General features: G+C 72.4%; 17 protein-coding genes. 10 read left to right on the top strand and 7 right to left on the bottom strand.

Going from position 1 to position 20,703, the window contains the following annotated elements:
* Positions 1-146: 146 nt before the first annotated feature.
* Together RWK90_RS10700 and RWK90_RS10695 are read right to left on the bottom strand one after the other, a co-directional pair.
* The gene (locus RWK90_RS10700) at positions 147-497 is read right to left on the bottom strand and encodes a metallopeptidase family protein (RefSeq protein ID WP_314037582.1); all 351 of its coding nucleotides are present in this window, start codon (positions 495-497) and stop codon (positions 147-149) included.
* Positions 494-1,612 (bottom strand): septum formation family protein, encoded by a 1,119-nt coding sequence (locus RWK90_RS10695; RefSeq protein ID WP_314037581.1) that lies wholly within the window; start codon positions 1,610-1,612, stop codon positions 494-496. The genes RWK90_RS10700 and RWK90_RS10695 overlap by 4 nt, the downstream gene beginning before the upstream one ends.
* A gap of 143 nt (positions 1,613-1,755) precedes the next feature.
* Between RWK90_RS10695 and RWK90_RS10690 the strand changes: the two genes are divergently transcribed.
* The gene (locus RWK90_RS10690) at positions 1,756-2,103 is read left to right on the top strand and encodes an ankyrin repeat domain-containing protein (protein WP_223210230.1); all 348 of its coding nucleotides are present in this window, start codon (positions 1,756-1,758) and stop codon (positions 2,101-2,103) included.
* A 90-nt stretch (positions 2,104-2,193) separates the two neighbouring features.
* Positions 2,194-3,456, top strand: a complete 1,263-nt coding sequence (gene serS / locus RWK90_RS10685) for a serine--tRNA ligase (protein WP_314037579.1) — start codon at positions 2,194-2,196, stop codon at positions 3,454-3,456.
* Positions 3,457-3,527: 71 nt separating this feature from the next.
* Here serS and RWK90_RS10680 read toward each other — a convergent pair whose 3' ends face one another.
* Together RWK90_RS10680 and RWK90_RS10675 are read right to left on the bottom strand one after the other, a co-directional pair.
* The gene (locus tag RWK90_RS10680; RefSeq protein ID WP_314037577.1) at positions 3,528-4,094 is read right to left on the bottom strand and encodes an N-acetyltransferase; all 567 of its coding nucleotides are present in this window, start codon (positions 4,092-4,094) and stop codon (positions 3,528-3,530) included.
* A complete protein-coding gene (locus RWK90_RS10675; RefSeq protein ID WP_314037575.1) occupies positions 4,094-4,621 on the bottom strand; it encodes a PaaI family thioesterase in 528 nt (175 codons plus the stop codon). The genes RWK90_RS10680 and RWK90_RS10675 overlap by 1 nt, the downstream gene beginning before the upstream one ends.
* Before the next feature lie 60 nt (positions 4,622-4,681).
* Here RWK90_RS10675 and RWK90_RS10670 point away from each other — a divergent pair, with 60 nt between their 5' ends.
* Both RWK90_RS10670 and RWK90_RS10665 read left to right on the top strand, forming a co-directional pair.
* Entirely contained in the window at positions 4,682-5,509 is an 828-nt protein-coding gene (locus RWK90_RS10670; RefSeq protein ID WP_314037573.1) for a lysophospholipid acyltransferase family protein, read from the top strand.
* Positions 5,506-6,339, top strand: coding sequence for an HAD family hydrolase (locus tag RWK90_RS10665; protein ID WP_314037571.1), 834 nt, complete (start codon positions 5,506-5,508; stop codon positions 6,337-6,339). Before RWK90_RS10670 ends, RWK90_RS10665 begins: the two co-directional genes overlap by 4 nt.
* 186 nt (positions 6,340-6,525) lie before the next feature.
* On the opposite strand, the gene RWK90_RS10660 is transcribed toward RWK90_RS10665, so the two are convergent.
* The gene (locus tag RWK90_RS10660) at positions 6,526-8,682 is read right to left on the bottom strand and encodes an N-acetylmuramoyl-L-alanine amidase (RefSeq protein ID WP_314037569.1); all 2,157 of its coding nucleotides are present in this window, start codon (positions 8,680-8,682) and stop codon (positions 6,526-6,528) included.
* 411 nt (positions 8,683-9,093) lie between these two features.
* On the opposite strand from RWK90_RS10660, the gene glf reads away from it, so the two are divergent.
* Entirely contained in the window at positions 9,094-10,296 is a 1,203-nt protein-coding gene (gene glf / locus RWK90_RS10655) for a UDP-galactopyranose mutase (RefSeq protein WP_314037567.1), read from the top strand.
* 38 nt (positions 10,297-10,334) lie between these two features.
* On the opposite strand, the gene RWK90_RS10650 is transcribed toward glf, so the two are convergent.
* The gene (locus tag RWK90_RS10650) at positions 10,335-11,735 is read right to left on the bottom strand and encodes a hypothetical protein (protein ID WP_314037565.1); all 1,401 of its coding nucleotides are present in this window, start codon (positions 11,733-11,735) and stop codon (positions 10,335-10,337) included.
* A 73-nt stretch (positions 11,736-11,808) separates the two neighbouring features.
* Between RWK90_RS10650 and RWK90_RS10645 the strand changes: the two genes are divergently transcribed.
* Entirely contained in the window at positions 11,809-13,347 is a 1,539-nt protein-coding gene (locus tag RWK90_RS10645; protein WP_314037563.1) for a DUF5129 domain-containing protein, read from the top strand.
* Positions 13,348-13,752: 405 nt separating this feature from the next.
* On the opposite strand, the gene RWK90_RS10640 is transcribed toward RWK90_RS10645, so the two are convergent.
* Positions 13,753-14,478 (bottom strand): peptidylprolyl isomerase, encoded by a 726-nt coding sequence (locus tag RWK90_RS10640; protein ID WP_314037561.1) that lies wholly within the window; start codon positions 14,476-14,478, stop codon positions 13,753-13,755.
* A gap of 248 nt (positions 14,479-14,726) precedes the next feature.
* Between RWK90_RS10640 and RWK90_RS10635 the strand changes: the two genes are divergently transcribed.
* From RWK90_RS10635 to RWK90_RS10620, 4 genes are read left to right on the top strand one after another with little or no spacing between them, the layout of a single operon-like run.
* A complete protein-coding gene (locus RWK90_RS10635; protein ID WP_314037559.1) occupies positions 14,727-16,727 on the top strand; it encodes a glycosyltransferase in 2,001 nt (666 codons plus the stop codon).
* Entirely contained in the window at positions 16,720-17,337 is a 618-nt protein-coding gene (locus tag RWK90_RS10630; protein ID WP_314037727.1) for a phosphatase PAP2 family protein, read from the top strand. The genes RWK90_RS10635 and RWK90_RS10630 overlap by 8 nt, the downstream gene beginning before the upstream one ends.
* A complete protein-coding gene (locus RWK90_RS10625) occupies positions 17,334-18,380 on the top strand; it encodes a decaprenyl-phosphate phosphoribosyltransferase (protein ID WP_314037557.1) in 1,047 nt (348 codons plus the stop codon). The genes RWK90_RS10630 and RWK90_RS10625 overlap by 4 nt, the downstream gene beginning before the upstream one ends.
* Before the next feature lie 15 nt (positions 18,381-18,395).
* Positions 18,396-20,522, top strand: a complete 2,127-nt coding sequence (locus tag RWK90_RS10620; protein ID WP_314037556.1) for an arabinosyltransferase — start codon at positions 18,396-18,398, stop codon at positions 20,520-20,522.
* Positions 20,523-20,703: the final 181 nt, after the last annotated feature.

The following is a 20,703-nucleotide window of genomic DNA, read 5'->3' as shown; positions in this document are numbered from 1 at the left end:
GTGTACGCCCGTGCCCGTTTCGTACCGGGAGCCAGCGCATCTGGGGGCGGTCGTGCTGGGGCCGTGTACGCCCGCGCCGCGCCGACCACGCCGCCGCGGCCGACCACGCGCGCGCCGCCGCCGACCACGCCCGGCGGCGGAGCCGCTCAGCCCCAGCCGAGCGCGTGCAGGGTCTCCTCGCCGATCCCGAAGTGGTGGGCGATCTCGTGGATCACCGTCACCGCCACCTCGTGGACCAATTCCTCCTCGGTCGAGCAGAAGTCGCACAACGCGCCGCGGTAGATCGTGATGGTGTCGGGCAGGAAGCCGGAGTAGGTGGTGTCGCGTTCGGTCAGCGCCACGCCTTCGTACAACCCCAGCAGATCGGGCTCGTCCGGGTTCCGGTCGGCGATGAGGACCACGACGTTGTCCATCGCCTCGAACAGGGTGTCGGGCACCGAGTCCAGTGCGTCGTCCACCAACTCCTCGAACCGCGCCTCGTCGACGCGGATGCTCACGGCGCCCCGCCGGGGACCGGCACCGCGACCGTGCCCTGGCCGGTGTCGGTGGTCGCGCCGGTGTCACCACCGGGCTGCTGGCCTGGCGGCGGGATCTCGGTGGTGGTGGGCGCGACCGGTGTGGCCCCGTCGATGAGCACGCCCTGGCGGGCCGAACCCCGCAGCACCGCGAACGGCCCCGGCTCGGCGGACTTCATGAGCCCGCAGTTGACGGTGCGGCTGCCCGTCCGCCACGAGACCTCGGAGATGGGGTTGACCAGCGTCGAGATGAGGGTGGTGCGACGCAGGGCCTCGGGGTCGCCGAGGTAGGCGATCCCCGCCTCGCGGCAGGCGTCCGCGGTGAGCTCGGACTGCTGGCGTGGTTCCGGGGGAACCGGTCCCTCGGGGAACGTGCCGGTCACGTCGACGTCCGCGACGATCTCGATCGAGTGGTCGTCCGAGCACGGCACCGGTGCCCCCGGCAACCCCTGGTCGGTGAACCCCAGGCAGGTGCCCGGGTCCCAGCGGCGGTGCTGGTCGGCCTCTGCGAAGGCGCCCGTGGACAGGGCGGAGCGGCCGTCGAGTTCGGCGGCCGCGACCCCGCACAGGACGCTGCGGTCGCCCTTGGCCCATCCCTCCTCGGACGGTGGCACCACCAGCCCGGTGAAGCGACCCTGCGGGTCGACCTCGCGGCCGTCCGCGTACCGGGTGACCAGCGGGAGGCACCGATCCGTGCCCACCGGTGCCAGGTCGGCGCTGTCCGGTAGCGGGGAGCCCTCTCCGAAACCGGGGACCTCGGCGAGGTCGATGCGCCCGGCCACCTCGAAGCGGTGGGGCTGGGCGCAGTCGACCGTGTCGAACGAGGCCACCCGGTCGGCGGCGTCGATGGACCAGGTCAGGCACGTTCCCGGAGCGGCGTTCGCGTACGCGGGCCCCGACAGGGTGCGCGGGTCGACCTGCGGGACGACCGCGGCGATACGGCCGGCGCTGGACGAGTTCGGATCATTGATCGCCGACGCCATGAGTGCGCCCGTCACCGCCCCGCCGGACAGGACGGCGAGGAGCGAGGCCATGACCGCGCCCCGCGTGCGGAGCAGGGACCGACCACGGCGTGACGATCGGGTGGGAGTGGTCATCGTCATCCATGATGCCGCAATCGCGCGGTCCCGATAGGATTCAGAGCATGAGCGGACAGAACCACGACGAGCGGCCCGGCGCGGACGGTGACGTGCGCTCGCCGCGGGAGGGTGTGGACCCGGAGGTCCTCGAGTTCGCACAGATGCTGTTCCAGCTGGCCCGGGACGGCGAGACGGAGCGGCTCGCGGCGTACGTCGACGCCGGGGTGAGCCCCGACCTGACGAACGAGCGGGGCGACGCACTGCTCATGCTGGCGGCCTACAACGGCCACCCGGACACAGTCCGCGCACTGCTCGAGCGCGGCGCGGAGGTCGACCGCGCGAACGACCGGGGGCAGACCCCGCTGGCGGGCGCGGTGTTCAAGGGCTACGGCGAGGTCGTGCGCGTCCTGTTCGAGGCGGGCGCGGACCCGTACGGTGGCACGCCGACCGCGGTCGACACCGCGCGCATGTTCGAGAAGGACGCCTTCCTGGAGCTGTTCGGGGTCTGAGTCGGCCGCAGCGCCCGGCCCCGACTGTCAACAGAGCCCCGCCGCGACTGGCCGACGGAGCGATTGGCGCGGGCCGCTAGGCTGAGGCGCGTGATCGATCTCAAGCTGCTCCGCGAGAACCCCGACCTCGTCCGCGCCTCCCAGCGCACCCGCGGCGAGGATCCGTCGCTGGTCGACCAGCTGCTGGCCGCCGACGAGACCCGACGTTCCTCCATCGCGGCGGCGGACTCCGCACGCGCCGACCAGAAGGCGCACGGCAAGAAGGTCGGCAAGGCGTCGCCCGAGGACCGGCCCGCGCTGCTCGAGGCCGCGGGTGCGCTCAAGCAGGCGGTCAAGGACGCCGAGGAGGCCGAAAAGGCCGCGGCGGCCGAGGTCGACCGCCTCCAGCGGCTGCTGTCCAACGTCGTCGAGGAGGGCACACCCGCCGGCGGCGAGGACGACTTCGTGGAACTCGAGCGGATCGGCGAGATCCCCACCTTCGACTTCGAGCCGAAGGACCACCTCGAACTGGGCGAGAGCCTCGGCCTGCTCGACATGGAGCGCGGGGCCAAGGTTTCCGGCGCCCGCTTCTACTTCCTCACCGGCTACGGCGCGCTGCTCCAGCTGGGCATGCTGCAGCTCGCCGCGCAGAAGGCCACCGCCAACGGCTTCACCATGATGATCCCGCCCGTGCTCGTGCGGCCCGAGATCATGCAGGGCACCGGCTTCCTCGGCGCCCACGCCGACGAGGTCTACCGACTCGAGGCCGACGACCTGTACCTGGTCGGCACCTCCGAGGTCGCCCTGGCCGGCTACCACCAGGGCGAGATCCTCGACCTGTCGCAGGGGCCGAAGCGGTACTGCGGCTGGTCCTCGTGCTTCCGCCGCGAGGCCGGCAGTCACGGCAAGGACACCCGCGGCATCATCCGGGTCCACCAGTTCGACAAGGTCGAGATGTTCTCCTGGTGCAAGCCCGAGGAGGCGCACGAGGAGCACAAGCGGCTGCTCGGCTTCGAGAAGGAGATGCTGCAGGCCATGGGGCTGCCGTTCCGCGTCATCGACATCGCCGGCGGCGACCTGGGGTCCTCCGCCGCCCGCAAGTACGACTGCGAGGCGTGGGTGCCCACCCAGGGCACGTACCGCGAGCTCACCTCGACGTCCAACTGCACGACGTTCCAGGCCCGCCGGCTCGGCGTGCGCTACCGCGACGACGAGGGCCGGACGCAGACCGCCGCCACCCTCAACGGCACCCTGGCCACCACGCGGTGGCTGGTGGCGATCCTCGAGAACCACCAGCAGGCCGACGGCTCCGTGGTGGTTCCGGAGGCGCTGCGCCCGTTCGTGGGGCGCGAGGTCCTCGAGCCGATCCGCTGACGTCCCGGCCGGGTGGCACGTGCCGCCCGGCCGCGCCCGGGCCTGCTGGGGTCCCGGCCGGGCGGGCGCGCTCAGATCCCGAACGCCGGCGCGTAGCGCACCAGGCCGGACGGGACGGGCGACGCCGGGTCGAGCCGCAGCACCATCAGCGCCTCGTCCGGGACCTCCACGGACAGGCGGATCCCGTGGGGTGACGCCCGTTCGAAGCCGAACCGCGGGTAGTAGGTGGGGTGTCCGAGGACGACGACGAGGTGTTCGGACGCCGCGCGGGCCGCGTCCAGGGCGGCGGCGGTGACGGCCGTTCCGACCCCCGTCCCCTGGAGCCCCGGCGGGACCGAACACGGCGCCAGGCACAGCGCGGGGGTCCGCCCGACGTGGCAGCGGGTGAGCAGGGCGTGCCCGACGATCGTGCCGGTCCCGGAGCGGCTGGCTTCGTCGTCGTCGTCGTTCTCGTCGTCGCGGACGGCGACCCAGCTCAGCCCGTCGATCCAGGCGCCCGGATCCGCCCGGAGCGCGTCGACCAGGACCGACTCCTCGGCGGTGGGGAACGCGGCGCGGACGACGGCGCGGATGCCGTCCGCATCGCCGGGGCGTTCGGGGCGGACGGTCACCGGGCCCGGCGTGGCCGCGCCGGTCATCACGCCGACCCGGGCCGGAACAGCATCATCACGCCGCTCGCGCTGGCACACGTGCGGCCGTCGGTGTCGAGGACCTTCGCCTGCACCACGCACGTCGACCGGCCGGCGTGTTCGACCTCCGCGTGGATCGTCGCGGGGGTCTTCTCCAGCCGGAGGGCGCGGATGTAGCGGACGGTGAGATCGAGCGTGCTGTAGCCCGTGCCCTCCTCGACGACCGTCGCGGTCGCGTACCCGAGCGCCGCATCCACCCAGCCGGAGACGATCCCGCCGTGGACGGTGCCGCCGTTGTTGAGCGCCCAGTCCGCCGGTTCGGCCGTCATCGTCACCGCGCCCGCCTCGGCGCCGGTCAGGCGGACGCCCAGGGAGTACGCGCCGGGGGAGAGGTGCCGCCGCCCGTCGATGATCTCCCGCAGGGCGTCGAGGCCGGCGTGCGGAGACCGCGCGGTGGCGTCCGGGAGCGCGGGCCAGGAGTAGTGACGACTGCGCGTCGCCGGATCGACCGAATCGAAGGGGGCGTCATGGTCCACCCCGCCGAACCTACCGGCGGTCCCGGACACCCGCCGCCGCGGGCCGCTACCCTGGGGCGCGTGGAGCTGCTCTATACAGGGATCATCGGGTTCGCCCGGACGATGTTCAAGGTCCAGGGACTGGACATCACCGTGCGCGGGGAACACCATTTCCCGGCGGTGGGCGGAGCGGTGGTGGTGGTCAACCACACCGGGTACTTCGACTTCGTCTACGCGGGCCTGCCCGCCCGTGTGCACAAGCGGTTCATCCGATACATGGCCAAGCACGAGGTGTTCGAGCACCCCGTCGCCGGGCCCATCATGCGCGAGCTCAAGCACATCCCCGTCGACCGCACGGCCGGCAAGGCGTCGTTCGACGAGGCCGTCGCCCGCCTCGAGGCCGGCGAGCTGGTGGGCGTGTTCCCCGAGGCGACCATCAGCCGCAGCTTCGAGATCAAGGAGTTCAAGTCCGGTGCCGTGCGGATGGCCCTCGCGGCCGACGTCCCGATCATCACCGTGACGGTGTGGGGATCCCAGCGCGTGTGGACCAAGGGGCTGCCCAAGAAGCTCCTGCGGCCGAAGATGCCCATCATGATGGAGGTCGGCGAGCCCATGAGGGCGTACGAGCCGATCGACGAGTGCACCCAGGAGGTCCGCTCCCGGATGCAGGCGGCCCTCGGGCGGCTCCAGGACGAGTACGCCGAGCGCTACGGCCCCTACCCGGCCGGCGCCAACTGGGTGCCGGCCCGCCTCGGCGGCTCGGCCCCCACGCTCGAGGAGGCGACCGCCCTCGACGAGGCCGAGCACGCCGAGCGACTGCGTCGCCGCGCCGAGAAGGCGGCCGCCGAGGGCACGTCGGTGGCCGATGTCGAGTCACCGAAGGGACCGGCGGGCCCGGACGCTCCGTGACCCGGTCGCGGCCGATCCTCGTCGCCACGGACGTCGACGGGACCCTGATCGGATCGGATGACCTCGTCCCCGCCGCCAACCGGGCCGTGGTCGAGGACCTGGTCGCCGACGGCGCGACCTTCGTCCTGGCCACCGGCCGGCCCCCGCGTTGGCTCGCGCAGGTGGTCGACCAGTTGCCCGTCGCGCCCCTGGCGGTGTGCGCGAACGGCGCCGTCATCATGGACACCGACAGCGGGGAGTTCCTCGAGACCACCCTGCTCGAGCCTGACGCCCTCGCGGCGATCGACGAGGTCCTGCGGGAGCGGTTGCCGGGCAGCGGGATCGCGGCCGAACGCCTCGGCACCGACGCCGCCGATGCCGACTTCGTGGCCAGCCCGGACTACGAACACGCCTGGATCCACCCCGCCCACCTCGAGGTGGGGCACGCCGAGGTGCTCTCGGAGCCCGTGCTCAAACTGCTCGCCCGCGTCCCCGGCATGCCCAGCGCCGACATGATGGCCGCGCTGCGTGGGGCGGTCGACCACCTGGCCGACGTCACCTACTCCACGACCGACGGGCTGATCGAGTTCGCGGCCCGCGGCGTGACCAAGGCGAGCGGCCTCGAGCGGATCGCGGCCTCCACCGCCGCCGCGGGGGCGACCCCGACCGCGGCCGTGCCCGTGACGGTGGCGTTCGGGGACATGCCCAATGACCTCGAGATGCTGCGCTGGGCCGATCTCGGCGTGGCGATGGGCAACGCCATCCCCGCGGTCCACGCCGCCGCCGACGAGGTCACCCTCACCAACGACGAGGCCGGCCTCGCGCACGTCCTGCGTCGGTGGTGGACCTGATCCGGGAGTCACCCGGGCGGTCCGACCCCGCGCGGAAATAGGTCGCGGACCGGTCCCCACCACTTCCCCGGTGTGTCCCCGCCCCGGTGGGGGAGGGGCACACCTGGTGGGAGCCGGTCCGCAAGTCTGGAGTGCCCGTGCGTGGGCCTCCCGCCGCGTGTGTGTGGCGGGAGGCCCACGGCCAGGTCAGGGGTTGGGCTCGACGCCGAGCTGCCCGGTCCGCGGGTCGTAGACGAGCGTCCCGCCGACGAACCGCTGGGCGATCGTGCCGTCCGCGCGCTCGGCCTCCGAGGAGACCGGCAGGCCCAGCGGGCCGTGCTCGAAGCCCTGCGCGGCCCACGCGTCACCGATCACGCCCCACACGGGGTGGGTGCCGGTCTCGGGGGAGGAGTACAGCGCGCCGTTCTCGTGCTTGACCAGGGAGACGTTCCCGAAGCGCTGGACCCCGGAGAGGGCCTTGCCGAGCTGGGCTCCGAGTTGCTGGCCCAGTCCCCGGAAGTCGCCGCCGGCCAGGTCCTCCACCGATCCGAGGTCCACGCCGACCGCGTCGCCCACCGAGCCGGCGTCGACCGGCAGGTCCGCGAGGGTCTTGCCGCCGAGCAGGGCGCGGGTCAGGGCCGCGGGGTCGAGGCGCCCGCCGCTGAGCACGGTGCGTAGCGCGGAGACGACGGCGTCCTGGATGCCGGACGGGCTGATCGCGGGCAGGCCCGCGCTGCCGGTACCGCCACCGCCACCGGTGCCGCCACCGCCGCCGGTGCCGCCACCGCCGCCGGTGCCGCCACCGCCGCCGGTGCCCGGGTTGGACGGGGCCGTGGTCCCGCCGCCGCCACCGCTCTTGGCGTAGGACGCGGCGATGTCGCGGATCTGGCCCATCTTGGCGTACCCGGCGTTGCCCGGGCAGCTGGTGAGACCGACGTCGCGGTGGGCGAAGATGTTGGGCAGGCGCACGGCGGTGCCGTACGAGTACTTGGTGTACGAGGTGCCCTCGGAGTAGTGGGTGTCGGAACCCTTGGGGTCGACGCCGGCCACGGACAGGCGCCAGCCGAGGATCTCGCCGACCTTGCGGATGGTCGCGTCGGACGGGGAGACGGTCGAGTAGTCGCCCATCATCGAGATGCCCCAGGTGTTGCCGTTGAAGCCACCGGCGTGGGCGCCCTGGACGTTGCGGTTCAGGCCGCCCGCGCGGCCCTCGAACGCCTGCCCGTACTTGTCGACCAGCACGTTGTAGCCCACGTCGCACCAGCCGAGCGTGCGGGCGTGGTACGTGTAGATGCCGCGCATGACGCCGGCCGAGCCCTCGCGGGTGTAGTTGTTGCTGCCGGCGGTGTGGTGGACGACCGCCGCGGCGAGCGACGGGTCGTAGGACGCGCTGCGGCAGCGGATCGACTCGTCGGCGCCCCAGCCGGCCCGCGTGATGATGGACGGCTGCTTGGCCGCGATGTCGCCGCTCGCGCCGGTGCCGCCGGAGGCGGTGACGTCGGCGAACGCCTCGGGGTCCGGGGTCGGCGTGGCGTCGGGGGTGAGCAGGACGGCCTTGACCGACGAGGGGTCGAGGTCGGTGGTCTCGGCGACGGGCTTGATGTCGGCGTAGCGGGTTGGCGCGGGCGGGGTGCCGTCCGACGCCGGCCGGGACGGCGCGGAGGTCGGGTCCGCGGGGGCGTCCGCGGTCGGCGCCGCGGACGGCGTGGGGGCCGGGTCGGCGGTGCGCGCGGCGGCCACGTCCTCGTCGGCGGGGGCCCCGGCCTCGTCGGCGGCGGTGACGGCATCATCGGCGCGCGGGGCGTCGGCGGGCCGGGTGTCGGTGGGCGCGGGCTCGTCCGGGGTCACCTCGGGCGCGCCGGCCAGGGAGGTGTCGTCGAGGTCGATGCCGGACAGCGAGATCTGGACGGCGGTGGTGTCGAGCCCCAGGTAGACGGGCTCGGTGCCGCCGGTGCCGGTGACGCTCTCGCCCTTGCCGTCGGTCGACTCGGCCTCGTACCACGGGCCCCACGAGCCGTCGGGGTTCTTGGCGCGGAGCTGCGCGACGGCGGCCGGGTTGTGGCCCTTCCAGGTGACGCCGACCATGGAGAACGGCGTGTCCGAGGTGACCTCGCGGACGGGCGCGGCGCCGGACGCGATGTCGGCGTCGACCCCGCTCGCGGCGGGCGCGTCGGCCAGGGGGACCTCGACCTCACCGGTCGGCAGGCCGCCACCGGCGGTGGCGGTGATGTCGTCGCCGGACTGGACGACCCGGTCCGCCCCGTACACGGCGAGGGGCGTGACGACGGACGCCGCGACCGCCACCGCCAGGGCGAGGGTCCGGCGTCGACCGCTGAAGTGCAGAGGGCGGCGTCGTGTTCTCAAGGGCTTCTCCAGATCAGATGTCTGTGTGTCACGCGGCTGCGCACGCTGCGGGGCACTACTGCCCGGAGGTCACGCCGAGGCGAGACCACTGGGACGTATGTGACGAACGGTGTCAATGTTAGCCAAGAAGCGCCTGAAACCAAGTGGTAAAAGTGTGAAAGTTGGGACTACAGGGATGTAGTTTCGAACCGACGTACGACGACGAGAACGCCCGACCTGCGCCGTGGGCCCCCGCGGGTCGCGCGCGAAGTCGTCCTCCTCGTCGTCGTCGGCGTGCCCTGAACCCACCCCCGACCCGCCGGATACCCTTGAACCCGGACCCGCGCCGACCGGCGCGCGGTCAGGTGGGCGGCCGCGGCGCACGAGACGGCGCCGCACCGCCCCCACGGACTACGGGAAGGCTCGAAGGTTATGGCAGGCGAACGACAGTGGGGCACCTATGACCTCATCGTGGTGGGGTCGGGTTTCTACGGTCTGACCGTCGCCGAGCGGGCGGCGAGCGAGCTCGGCAAGCGCGTGCTGGTGCTCGAGCGGCGCCACCACATCGGCGGCAACGCCTACTCCGAGCCCGAGCCCGAGACCGGCATCGAGATCCACAAGTACGGCGCCCACCTGTTCCACACCTCCAACGAGCGCGTGTGGGAGTACGTCAACCGGTTCACGTCCTTCACCGGCTACCAGCACCGCGTCTTCTGCATGCACAAGGGCACCGCCTACCAGTTCCCCATGGGCCTGGGCCTGATCTGCCAGTTCTTCGGCCGCTACTACTCGCCCGACGAGGCCCGCGCGCTCATCGCCGAGCAGGCCTCCGAGTTCTCGTCCGAGGAGGCGGCCAACTTCGAGGAGAAGGCGATCTCCCTCATCGGCCGGCCGCTGTACGAGGCGTTCATCAAGGACTACACCGCCAAGCAGTGGCAGACCGACCCCAAGAACCTGCCCGCCGGCAACATCACGCGCCTGCCCGTCCGGTACACGTTCGACAACCGCTACTTCAACGACACCTACGAGGGCCTGCCCGTCGACGGTTACACCGCGTGGCTGGAGAACATGGCCGCCGACGAGCGGATCGACGTCGTCCTGGACACCGACTGGTTCGACGTCCGCGAGGCCGTGCGCGCCGCGAGCCCCGACGCCCCGGTCGTCTACACCGGGCCGCTGGACCGCTACTTCGACTACGCGGACGGCGAGCTGGGCTGGCGCACCCTGGACTTCGAGACCGAGGTCCTGCCCACCGGCGACTTCCAGGGCACCCCGGTGATGAACTACAACGACGCGGAGTACGACTACACCCGCATCCACGAGTTCCGCCACTTCCACCCCGAGCGCAAGAACTACCCCACGGACAAGACCGTGATCATGCGCGAGTACAGCCGCTTCGCCGAGCGCGACGACGAGCCGTACTACCCGATCAACGAGTCGACGGACCGCGAGAAGCTGGCCGCCTACCGCGATCGCGCCAAGGCCGAGACCGCGGCCAACAAGGTGCTGTTCGGCGGCCGCCTGGGCACCTACCAGTACCTGGACATGCACATGGCCATCGCCTCCGCGCTGACGATGTTCGACAACACGCTGGCCCCGCACCTGCGCGACGGCGCCCCGCTCGCCGACGGCTGACCCACCACGCGGAATCCGCTACTCCCCGGCGGGATCCGCTACTCCCACCGGGGTAGCGGATCCGTCGTCGGGGTAGCGGATCCTGGCGCGTCGGTGCCCGACGGGGCGGCGGCGCCCGACGGTGCGGCGGCGCCCAGCCCGTGGACGACCGCGTCCCGCTGCGCGGCGTGCACGATCGTCGGCTTGGCCTCGCCCAGGTGCACCAGCACGGGCGTGACCGACGTCCAGAACCGGCTCAGCGAGCTCAGGCCCTCGTTCTCCGCCCGGGCCTGGGCCCGCTCGGCCCGCGTGTCCTCCTCACGCGTCGGGTGCAGGGCGGCGCGCTTGCCCTCGATCCGGTCGTCCTTGCGCTGCGAGATGACGTAACCCAGCGCGAACGCCACGCTCCGCGGCATCCGCCCGGACAGGAGCACGTGCGCCTCCGGGTAGTCGTCGAGCACCTGCTCCACCGCCCCGGACAGCTCCTCCACCAGCCGCGCGAACGCCCGCCGGTCCACCTGCCGGCCGCTCGCGCCCGGGTACCACCGCCCGGCGGGGAGCGTCCACGGCCGGAGGGTGGCGCCGCCCGCGGCGGCGGGCGAGGCATCCCCGTCGGTGCCGGTGGTGGGACCCACGACGACGACGAGGTCCGCCGCCTCCCGCAGTGGATGACCCGCGTCCACCTCGGCGACCGGACCGCCCCCCTCCAGCTGGAGCGACAACCAGACCCGCCGCACGGACGTCCGGTCCGCCGGCACCGCGGTCGCCGACCCGGCGGGCAGGGTCACCATCGCCAGTTCCGCCCCCGCCTGTCCGCGGCGGGACCGCCACCGGCGCTCGGCCCACTCGTCGTCGCCGTCGTCGAAGTACACCGTGCGCACGCCGGTGTCCCCGCCCGGCAGGCGCCGTTTCCGCGCCTCCACGGGCAGTTCGGCCAGGTGGGTGCGCTCGCGCAGGAGCGTGTCGTAGCCGACCGCGAGTGCCGCCGGGAACGCGAGGTTGGGCGCGAGGAGGAAGCCGGTCGCGTCATCGTCGTCGTTCATCGCCCGCTCGAGCTCGTCCGAGATGTGGTCGACCTCGCGGCGCAGGTCTACTACCGTGTTGGCGGTACCGAACCAGCCCGTCGCCGAGCGGAACCCCAGGCTGCGGGCGTTGGCCACGTCCACGGCGGCGCGCATCCGGTCCGCGCTCTCGGCCGGCAGCAGGCGCAGGTAATACAGGGTGCCGTTGTGGGCCATGAGCCATGCCCGCAGCGCCATCGCCGCCACCAGCACCACCAGGGTGCCGAGGAACCAGCCCAGCCGGGACGGCGAGGTGCAGTTCTCAGACCACAGGTCGGACACCGCGCCGACGGTGCACGACGCGTCGCGGGAGATGAGATCCTCCGCGACGAGGCCGCCGAACGCGGTGGTCAGTGCGACCGTGATGGCGATGAGCGTTTCCAGGGCGAACACGGGCATGAGCGTATCGGTCGCCTCGGACACCGGCCGCGAAGTGGCGACGGGGACTGCGGAGCGCGCCTACGCTTCTGACATGACCCGCACGATCCTCCGGACCCCTCCCCGCACGGTGCCCGCCTCCGCCATCGCCACCGTCGTGGGCTCCGCCGCCGGCCGGGCCGCGGTCCTGATCGGCGTCGTCGCCGCGCTGTCGCTGCTGCTCCTCGGGTCGGTTACGCCGGCCCGAGCCCAGGCGCCCGCTCCCGCGCCGGCCGCCCCCGCCGAGACACAGGCCCCGCCCGCGCCGCCCGCACCGGCCGAGGCGCCTTCGGTCGCCGAGGTCGCGGTGGGCGTCACCGACCGCGCCGGCGTGCTCTCGCCGGGCGACCAGGAGCTGCTCCGCACCGAGACCGCGCGCATCGCGTTCCCGCCGCAGGTCACGCGCGTCGAGTATCTCGTCTTTGACGACGACGGCGACAACCTCAACGACACGACCGAGCGCTTCGCGCAGGCCGAGCGACCCGACCTCGTCTCGGAGGACAGGGAGAAGTGGGCGCCGGGCACCCTCATCGTCGCCAATGACACCGAGGCGCGCGACGTGGGGATCTACTGCGGCGACGACGTGTGCGCGGCGCTCGACGTCTTCGAGGGACGCCACCTCGACGGCGCGCTGGAGGCGATGAAGGACCCGATGCGCCGCGAGAACCACGCGGTGGGGCTGCTCGCGGGGGCGCGGGCGGCCGCGGATCCCACCGTCCTGGCGCCGGAGTCGGAGGGCGTGCCGGGCTGGCTGCCGTGGGCTCTCGGTGGTGCGGGTGTCGTGGGCGCCGGTGCGATCGGGGCCGGGGTGGCGGCGACCCGCAAGAAGAAGGCGACGACGGCGAGGGAGCGCTACGACCGGGTCTCCCGCGAGTACGGACGGATCGCGCAGGAACTCACCGGGTTGGACATCCGCGCCCACTCTCTGCGATCCCCGTTGGCCGATGACGAGCTGCGGTCGCAATGGGCCGATGTCCGGGACCGGTTCCTCGCGCTGAACACCGTGATGGGCCGGATCGGCGACCTGCGGCCCGACTCGACCGACGCGGAGTTCCGGGCCAGGGCCGCCGACATCGAACTCGCGCACACGACCGTCGACCAGATGGAGACGGCGGAGAAGAACATCGAGCAGCTCTTCCGGATGGAACAGGGTGACGCCGACGTGCGCCGACGGCAGCTCGGCGAACTGCACGAGGACATGACCGCCGCCGCGCTGGGGACCGAGGACGATCGGCTGGCCGCGCAGGCCCGGGCCCTGGACGCGCGGGCCGACGAGTTGGCGCGGGATACCCAGGCGGCCGACTTCATGGACCGCTACGCCCGTCTGGTGGTGGACTACCGGATCGTCGTGGAGGCGATCCAAGCCCGCGAGATGTCGGACGTCGAGGCAGCCGAGGACGCGGGCGACCGCCATGCGCCCCGGCTCTACGAACGGGACTGGCGGGCCGGCTACGGCTACAACGGCTTCGTCCCGTATTACGTGGTGTCGAGCTGGCACGCGCACGACGTGCAGGCGGCCCAGTCGGCGAGCTCGACCACCACGAGCTACTCGAACGCGTCGTTCTCGGGCGGCGGCGGGTCGAGCGGGTACTGACCTCGGCGGGCGGCCGGGCGCGGCTGCCCGGGACCGCCCCCGCCGGGACTTCCCTTGCCGCCGCTGGGTGACCCCGGGCCCGGCCTCTGGCCCGCCGCTACGCCGCCTCCGCTCCGCCGCGGACGGGACTGGCAGGGAGGCAGCGCACCTGCCCCGACCTGTGCTGCCCCTACGGCTCGCGCTGGCAGATTGCCCGGTTACCGCCCGCTTACGCTGGCCGAGTGGACCACTTCGCCAGCGTGAGCCGGTGAGGCAGCGTATCCGGCGGGACTCACGCTGGCTGAGTGCACGCCGCCGCGGGCCGGCCGACGCTGCGGGCCGGCCACGGAGGGCCCGCCGCGGGCCGGCCGCCGACCCGCCGCCGCGGGACGGCCTGCCGACGCCGGGTGCCGCCACCGGCCGGGGTCAGCCCTCGACGATCTCCACCGACTCGATGGTGTGCGTGGTCTGCGGCCGGCCCTGCGAGCTGCCGTCGGCCTCGATCGCCGACACGGCCTCCATGCCCTCGGTGACGGTGCCGAAGAGGCTGTAGTCCGGCGGGAGCGAGACGCCGGCGTCGCCCGTGACGATGAAGAACTGCGACCCGTTGGTGTCCGGGCCGGCGTTGGCCATGGCCATCGAGCCGATCTCGTACTCGCCCTCGGCGGGCAGTTCGTCGGCGAACTCGTAACCCGGCCCGCCGCTGCCGGTTCCCTGCGGGTCGCCGCCCTGGATCATGAAACCGGGGATCACGCGGTGGAAGGAGATGCCGTCGTAGTAGTTGTGGCGCGCGAGGAACACGAAGTTGTTGACCGTCTCCGGCGCCTTCTCCTCGAGCAGATCCACGGTGACGGTGCCGGCGTCGGTGGTGATCACTGCCGAGTAGTCGACCCCGGGCGTCAGGCACATCGGCGGGGCCGAATCGAAGGAGGTCGTGCGCTCGTCCGTGCCCTCGGCGGGCGGGCACTCGACCTCGCCGCCGGATCCACGGCCCTCGGACTGCGCCGCGCTCGTGGTGCCGCCGGCCGCCTGCTCGTCGGTCGAGGCGCCGTCGGAACCACACCCGGCGAGCGCGAGGGGCGTGGCGAGGGCGAGCACTCCGAGGGCGGTGCGGACGGCCGGGCGGCGGCGTGGCGAAGCGGTGAGGTGCATGGGACGAGACTAGGTGGTGAGCCCGTCCGGGTGGGTGCCCGCATACGCGTCCGGGTGGGCGGCGCACGGGCGCGTGGGTGGGGCCCCGCGCGTGGTGGGCGGGGTGCGTCGGCCCCGGCGGGTACGATCGACCCGGCTTTCGTCCCGTACCCCCGCCTCCCGGCGGCGGGTCCGCGGGCGCGGAGGTGCGCAGGATACTGCGGAGTGGACGAGGGCGGCCCCGGCCGTCGGGACGGGGACACGCACACATGGAACATCACGGCCACCACGAGTTGGTCGACGAGGTCGAGCGATCGGTCGCCGCGCTCGCCGATCCACGTGGCCGGGAGTGCCTCCAGCGGATCATCCTGCCGCGGGCCGGCGAGCCTCTCGACGTGCGCTCGCTCTACCTCGACGAGGCGCCCACCAATTCCCGCCGCGCGCACTCGTCCACCCGGACGTCGCTCGCCGTCGGAGCGGACTCCGAGGTCTCGTTCGCCACCTACTTCAACGCGTTCGCGGCGGCCTACTGGCGCCGGTGGACGGTGCTGGACGAGGTCGTCCTGCGGTTGACCGTCCGCGGCGCGGGCCGCGTCGATCTCTACCGCTCGAAGATCGACGGGTCGCGCATCGCGATCACCGGCGACGTCGTCGGTGAGCCGGGCGAGGCGGGGAAGGTCACCACGGTCGAGTTCGTGTGCGACCTGGGGCCGTTCGAGGACGGCGGCTGGATCTGGTTCGACCTCACCTCCGACACGGACGTCGAACTGCTCGCGGGTGGTTGGTACTCCGCGATCGAGGCGCCGGCCACGCGTCCCGACGCGAGCCCGGACGGTCGACCCGACCCGGCGGTGCAGGTGCCCAACGACCGGCGGGTGACCGTCGGGATCCCCACCTTCAACAGGCCCGGTGACGCGGTGGCCGCACTGCGTGCGCTGACCTCGGACCCCGAGGTCGACGCGGTGATCGACGCGGTCCTCATGCCGGATCAGGGCGACAGGAAGGTCCGGGACGAGCCCGGCTTCGCGGAGGCTGCGGAGTTCCTCGGCGACCGGCTGCACATGTTCGACCAGCCGAATCTGGGCGGGTCGGGCGGGTACAGCCGCATCATGTACGAGGCGCGCAGGCTCACCGACTCGCCGTACATCCTGTACATGGACGACGACATCGAGATCGAACCCGACTCGATCCTGCGTGCGCTCGCGTTCGGACGGTTCGCCACCGTCCCGATGCTCGTGGGTGGGCAGATGCTCAACCTGCAGGAGCGCAGCCACCTGCACACGATGGGTGAGGTCGTGGGCGCCCACGACTTCATGTGGACCGCCGCCCCGCACGCGGACTACGACTACGACTTCTCCACGTACCAGCTCACCGACCGCGACAACCCCAAGCCGCTGCACCGTCGGATCGACGTGGACTACAACGGCTGGTGGATGTGCCTCATCCCGCGGGTCGTCGCGGAGAAGATCGGCCAACCGCTGCCGCTGTTCATCAAGTGGGACGACGCGGAGTACGGGCTGCGCGCCCGACGCGCCGGCCATCCGACGGTCACCATGCCGGGTGTGGCGATCTGGCACATGGCGTGGTCCGACAAGGACGACGCGATCGACTGGCAGGCCTACTTCCACCTGCGCAACCGCCTCGTGGTGGCCTCGCTGTACCACGACGGGGACCACAAGGGGATCATGCAGTCCAGCCTCAAGGCGCTGGTCAAGCACCTCGTGTGTCTCGAGTACTCGACGGTGGCCATCCAGATCGAGGCCATCCGCGACTTCCTGCGCGGGCCCGAGGCGCTCTACGACCTGCTCCCGACCGCGTTGCCCAAGGTCCGGGCGATGCGGGCGGAGTTCCCCGACGCGGTGGTCATCCCGTCGGCGGTGGATCTGCCCGCGCCGTCGGGCGGGCCCGCCGGCATCCATGCCGAGCCCCGCGGCCCGGTGCGCAAGGCAGTCGCCCTCGCGCGGGGTCTCGCGCACACCCTGAGCAAGGACGACAAGCGTCACCACGAGGTGCCGCAGGCCAACTTCCCACCGATCGAGGCGCGCTGGTACTCGCTGAGCCGGGTGGACGGCGCCACCGTCACCACCGCGGACGGCCGCGGGGTGGTCTACCGCAAGCGCGACCGCGAACTGGCCACGGCGCTGTTCAAGGAGTCGGCGGCCCTGCACCGTGAACTGTTCCGGCGGTTCCCCGAGATGCGACGCCGCTACCGTGACGCCCACACCGAACTCGTGACCAAGGAGGCCTGGAGCCGTGTCTTCGATGACTGATCCGGTGGTGCCGGTCGAGATCCCCGTCCCCACCGGCGAGGTCCGGCTCCTGGCGGCGGTGCAGAAGCGCCTGCTCGCGGTGCCGGGGTCGCGGCAGACGGCCGTGACGCTGTCGCACGTCGGCGAGCACGCGCTGGGATGGATGGGGATCGCCGCGGCCGGCATGGTCGTCGACCCCGCCCGCCGCGGCCGGTGGGCGATGGTCGGTGTCGGCAGCTTCGGCGCGCACGCCACCTCGGTCGTGGTCAAGCGGATCGTGCGCCGGCGTCGACCGGACCACCCGTCGGTGGCGGTGGGGGTGGGCACCCCCTCCAAGCTGAGCTTCCCGTCCTCGCACGCCACCTCGACCACGGCGTTCGCCCTGCTCGCGGGCTCGGTGACCGGGGTGCCGGTCGCGCCGGCCCTCGTGCCGGCGATGCTGGCCTCCAGGTTGGTGCTGGGAGTCCACTACCCTTCGGATGTGCTCGCCGGTGCCGCCGTCGGTGCGGGGTGCGCTGCCCTCACCCGCGCGGTCTGGCCCTGGGATGCGGTCCAGCAGGTCCTGCCCGGGGCACTGCGCGACGGCGCGGCGGGTCCGCGCGCCACCGAGATCCCCGAGGAGAGACGATGACCGACAAGACCGGAGTGCCGGCCGCCCGGGGTGCGGGGGACCATCGGGACCATCATCTGCTGGGGGCCGAACCGCACACGGCGAACGAGATCGACGATGTCGCGGAGGCGCAGGAGGAGGCCAAGGGCGCCCCTCCCAAGAACCTGGTCGACGGGATGATCAAGGCCCTCCGGCCGCGGCAGTGGGTCAAGAACGTCCTCGTCGTCGCCGCGCCCGCGGCGGCCGGCACGCAGACGCTCACGGACGGCAGCGTGCTGTTCTCCGTCTTCATCGCGTTCGTGGCGTTCTGCATGGCCGCCTCGAGCGTGTACCTCATCAACGACGCGATGGACGTCGAGGCCGACCGGGCCCACCCGACCAAGCGGTTCCGCCCCATCGCGGCGGGCGTGCTGCCCGTGGGGCTGGCGTACGCGATGGCGGTCGTGCTCATCGTCACCGCGCTGCTCATCTCGGTGCTGTTCGCGCACCCGGCCCTGGCGATCGTCGTGGCCGTGTACATCGTGCTGCAGCTCATGTACTGCTTCGGGCTCAAGCATCAGCCGGTGCTGGACATCGCGTTCGTCTCGTCCGGCTTCCTGCTGCGTGCGGTGGCCGGCGGCGCGGCGGCCGAGGTCGCGATCTCGCAGTGGTTCCTGCTCGTCATGGCGTTCGGGTCGCTGTTCATGGCCGCGGGCAAGCGGTACGCGGAGCTCAGCCTGCACCTGAAGACCGGCGCGAAGATCCGCAAGGCGCTGGAGAGCTACACGCCCACCTACCTGCGCTTCGTGTGGACGCTGTCCGCCACGGTGCTCGTGCTGTGTTACGCCCTGTGGGCGTACGACCGGGGTTCGGATCCCACCCAGCCGGCCGGTGCGGCGATCTGGCTGCAGATCTCGATCGTGCCGTTCACCATCGCGGTGCTGCGCTACGCGGTCGACGTCGACGCCGCGCAGGCCGGCGAGCCGGAGGACATCGCGCTGGGCGACCGCGTCCTGCAGGTCCTCGCGGCTCTGTGGGTCCTGACCGTGGTGATCGGGGTCTACGTCGTCCCGTCGCTGGCCTGATCCGGCGGGACCACGATGTCGGACGTGACGGCGGCGCCCCGCGCCGGGCGGGGCGTGGGGCGTGGTGCCCGGCGCGCTGAGCAGGCCTTCTGGGCCGGGCTCGCGGTGGTGGTGGCGATCTTCCTCGCCGGCGCGTGGCAGCGACGGTGGATCGCCGACGACGGTCTCATCGTGCTGCGCACGGTCCGCAACCTCGTCGCCGGCAACGGTCCGGTGTTCAACGCGGGGGAGCGGGTGGAGTCCAACACCTCCACCCTGTGGACCTATCTCATCTACTTCACCCACGAGGTCGTCGGCTACCGCCTGGAGCTGGTGGCGCTGGGGCTGGCGCTCACGCTGAGCATGGTTGCTGTGGCGTGCGCGATGCTCGGTGCCCGCGTCATGTACCGCGGGACGCGTCGTGCGCCGGCCGGCGGGCCGGTGCTGCTCCTGCCGTTCGGTGTCCTCGTCTACGTGATGCTGCCGCCGGCGCGCGACTTCGCCAGTTCGGGTCTCGAGACGGGGCTGGTGATCTGCTGGATCGGCGTGATGTGGCTGGGGATGCAACTCTGGGCACGCGCGCCGCACCGGGAGGGCCCGTTCGGTCTGCCCGCGCCGGCCACCGCCGTGCTCGCGTTCGTCGCGGGGCTGGGCCCGTTGGTGCGGCCCGAGATGGCGTTGGCGGCCGCGGTCTTCCTCGCGTTGATGGCGGCGGCCCGGCAGTCGTGGCGGCATCTGGGGTGGCTCGTGGTGATCGCGGGCACCGCGCCGGTGGTGTACCAGCTGTGGCGGATGTCGTTCTACGCGCTGCCCTACCCGCTCACCGCCGTGGCCAAGGACGCGGGCGGGTCGAAGTGGGACAAGGGCGCCGAGTACCTGTGGGACCTGCTCGCGCCGTACGTGTTGGTGTTGCCGCTGGCCGCCGTGCTCGTCGCCGGTGTCGTGGCGCTGTGGGCCCGCACGGCCCCGCGCCGCGCGGCCGGACCGGCCTCGTCCGGACATCCGCTACTCCGACTCGGGATCCGCTCCTCTCACAGGGGTAGCGGATCCGGAGGGACGGTAGCGGATTCCGTGCAGAGAGGGGCGGACGAGGATTCCGTTCCGGGAGGGGTGGTAGCGGGTTCCGCGCGGGGAGGCGACGACGACGACGAGGTGGGCCGGCTGCTGCGCCTGCGGGGCGCGGTCCGCTCCACCCGGGTGGTGACGATCGCGTTCCTCGTGGTGGCCGTGGTGATGCTGCTGTACGTCACCCGCGTCGGCGGTGACTTCATGCACGGCCGGGTGCTGCTGCCGTCCCTGTTCCTGTTCCTCCTGCCCGTCTCGGTGGTGCCCCTGCCCGTCGGGCCCGCACGCGGGTCCGCGGACGCGTCCGTGCGCCGGGTGGCGGTTCCCGTCACCGCCGCGGCATGGCTCGTCGTCGTCGGATGGGCGGTGACCGTCCAGGTCACCGAGGACCCCTTCCGCGAGGAACCGGAGACCATCACGGCGGCCGGGATCGTCGACGAGCGCCAGTTCTACATCCAACGCACCGGCCACCGGCATCCGCTGCTCGCGGACGACTACCTCGACTTCCCGCGGATGCGCGCGCTCGTCCGCGACGTCTCCCGCAACGAGACGGGGGCGGTGTTCCTGCCCGTCCCGGGGTTCCAGGACCGCTGGGACGTCCTCTCCTACGACCGGCCGATGCCGGGGCTCGCGCCGTTCGAACTGCCCGAGGAGCCCGTCAAGACCGTCGTGTTCCTCAACCTGGGCATGACGAGCATGAACCTGCCCCTCGACGTGGGCGTGTACGACACGGTCGGGTTGGCCTCGCCGCTCGCCGCGCACACGGACCGGATGGAGGACGGGCGGATCGGGCACGACAAGTTCCTGCCGTACGACTGGGTGCTGGCGCAGACGCGGGTGATCGAGGACCCGGTCAACTTCCCCCGGTGGATCGACGTCAACTGGGTCAACCAGGCCGAGGTGGCGCTGCAGTGCCCGGCGACGCAGGCGCTGATCGAGTCGTACTCCGCCCCGTTGACCCCCGAGCGGCGGTGGTCGAACCTGGTGAACGCATTCTCATTCGCCGAGTATCGGATCAACAGAATCCCTGCGTACGAGGTGCAGAGGTGCGGCTTACCGATGCCTGAGGAGGTGGAGAAGTACCAGGGCACTCGGTAGGGTGGCGCTCGCTGTTGTCTCGAAACGGTAACAGTCAGGGGTCGAATCGGTCCCCGACCTGTAACACCTGTCCCATAGTGCGCGACAGTATCGATGACCTCGATGTCGCAGTTCCGGTCCTTCCCTGGTGGGGCCGGTCCGATGAACGTCACCGATGCCCCACGGGGCACCAGGAACGAAC

Origin of the sequence: Dietzia sp. CH92 (assembly GCF_032248695.1) — a bacterium.
Taxonomy (GTDB): Bacteria; Actinomycetota; Actinomycetes; order Mycobacteriales; family Mycobacteriaceae; genus Dietzia.
The sequence above is the reverse complement of the archived record's forward strand: the minus strand, read 5'-3'. Positions and strand labels throughout refer to the sequence as shown.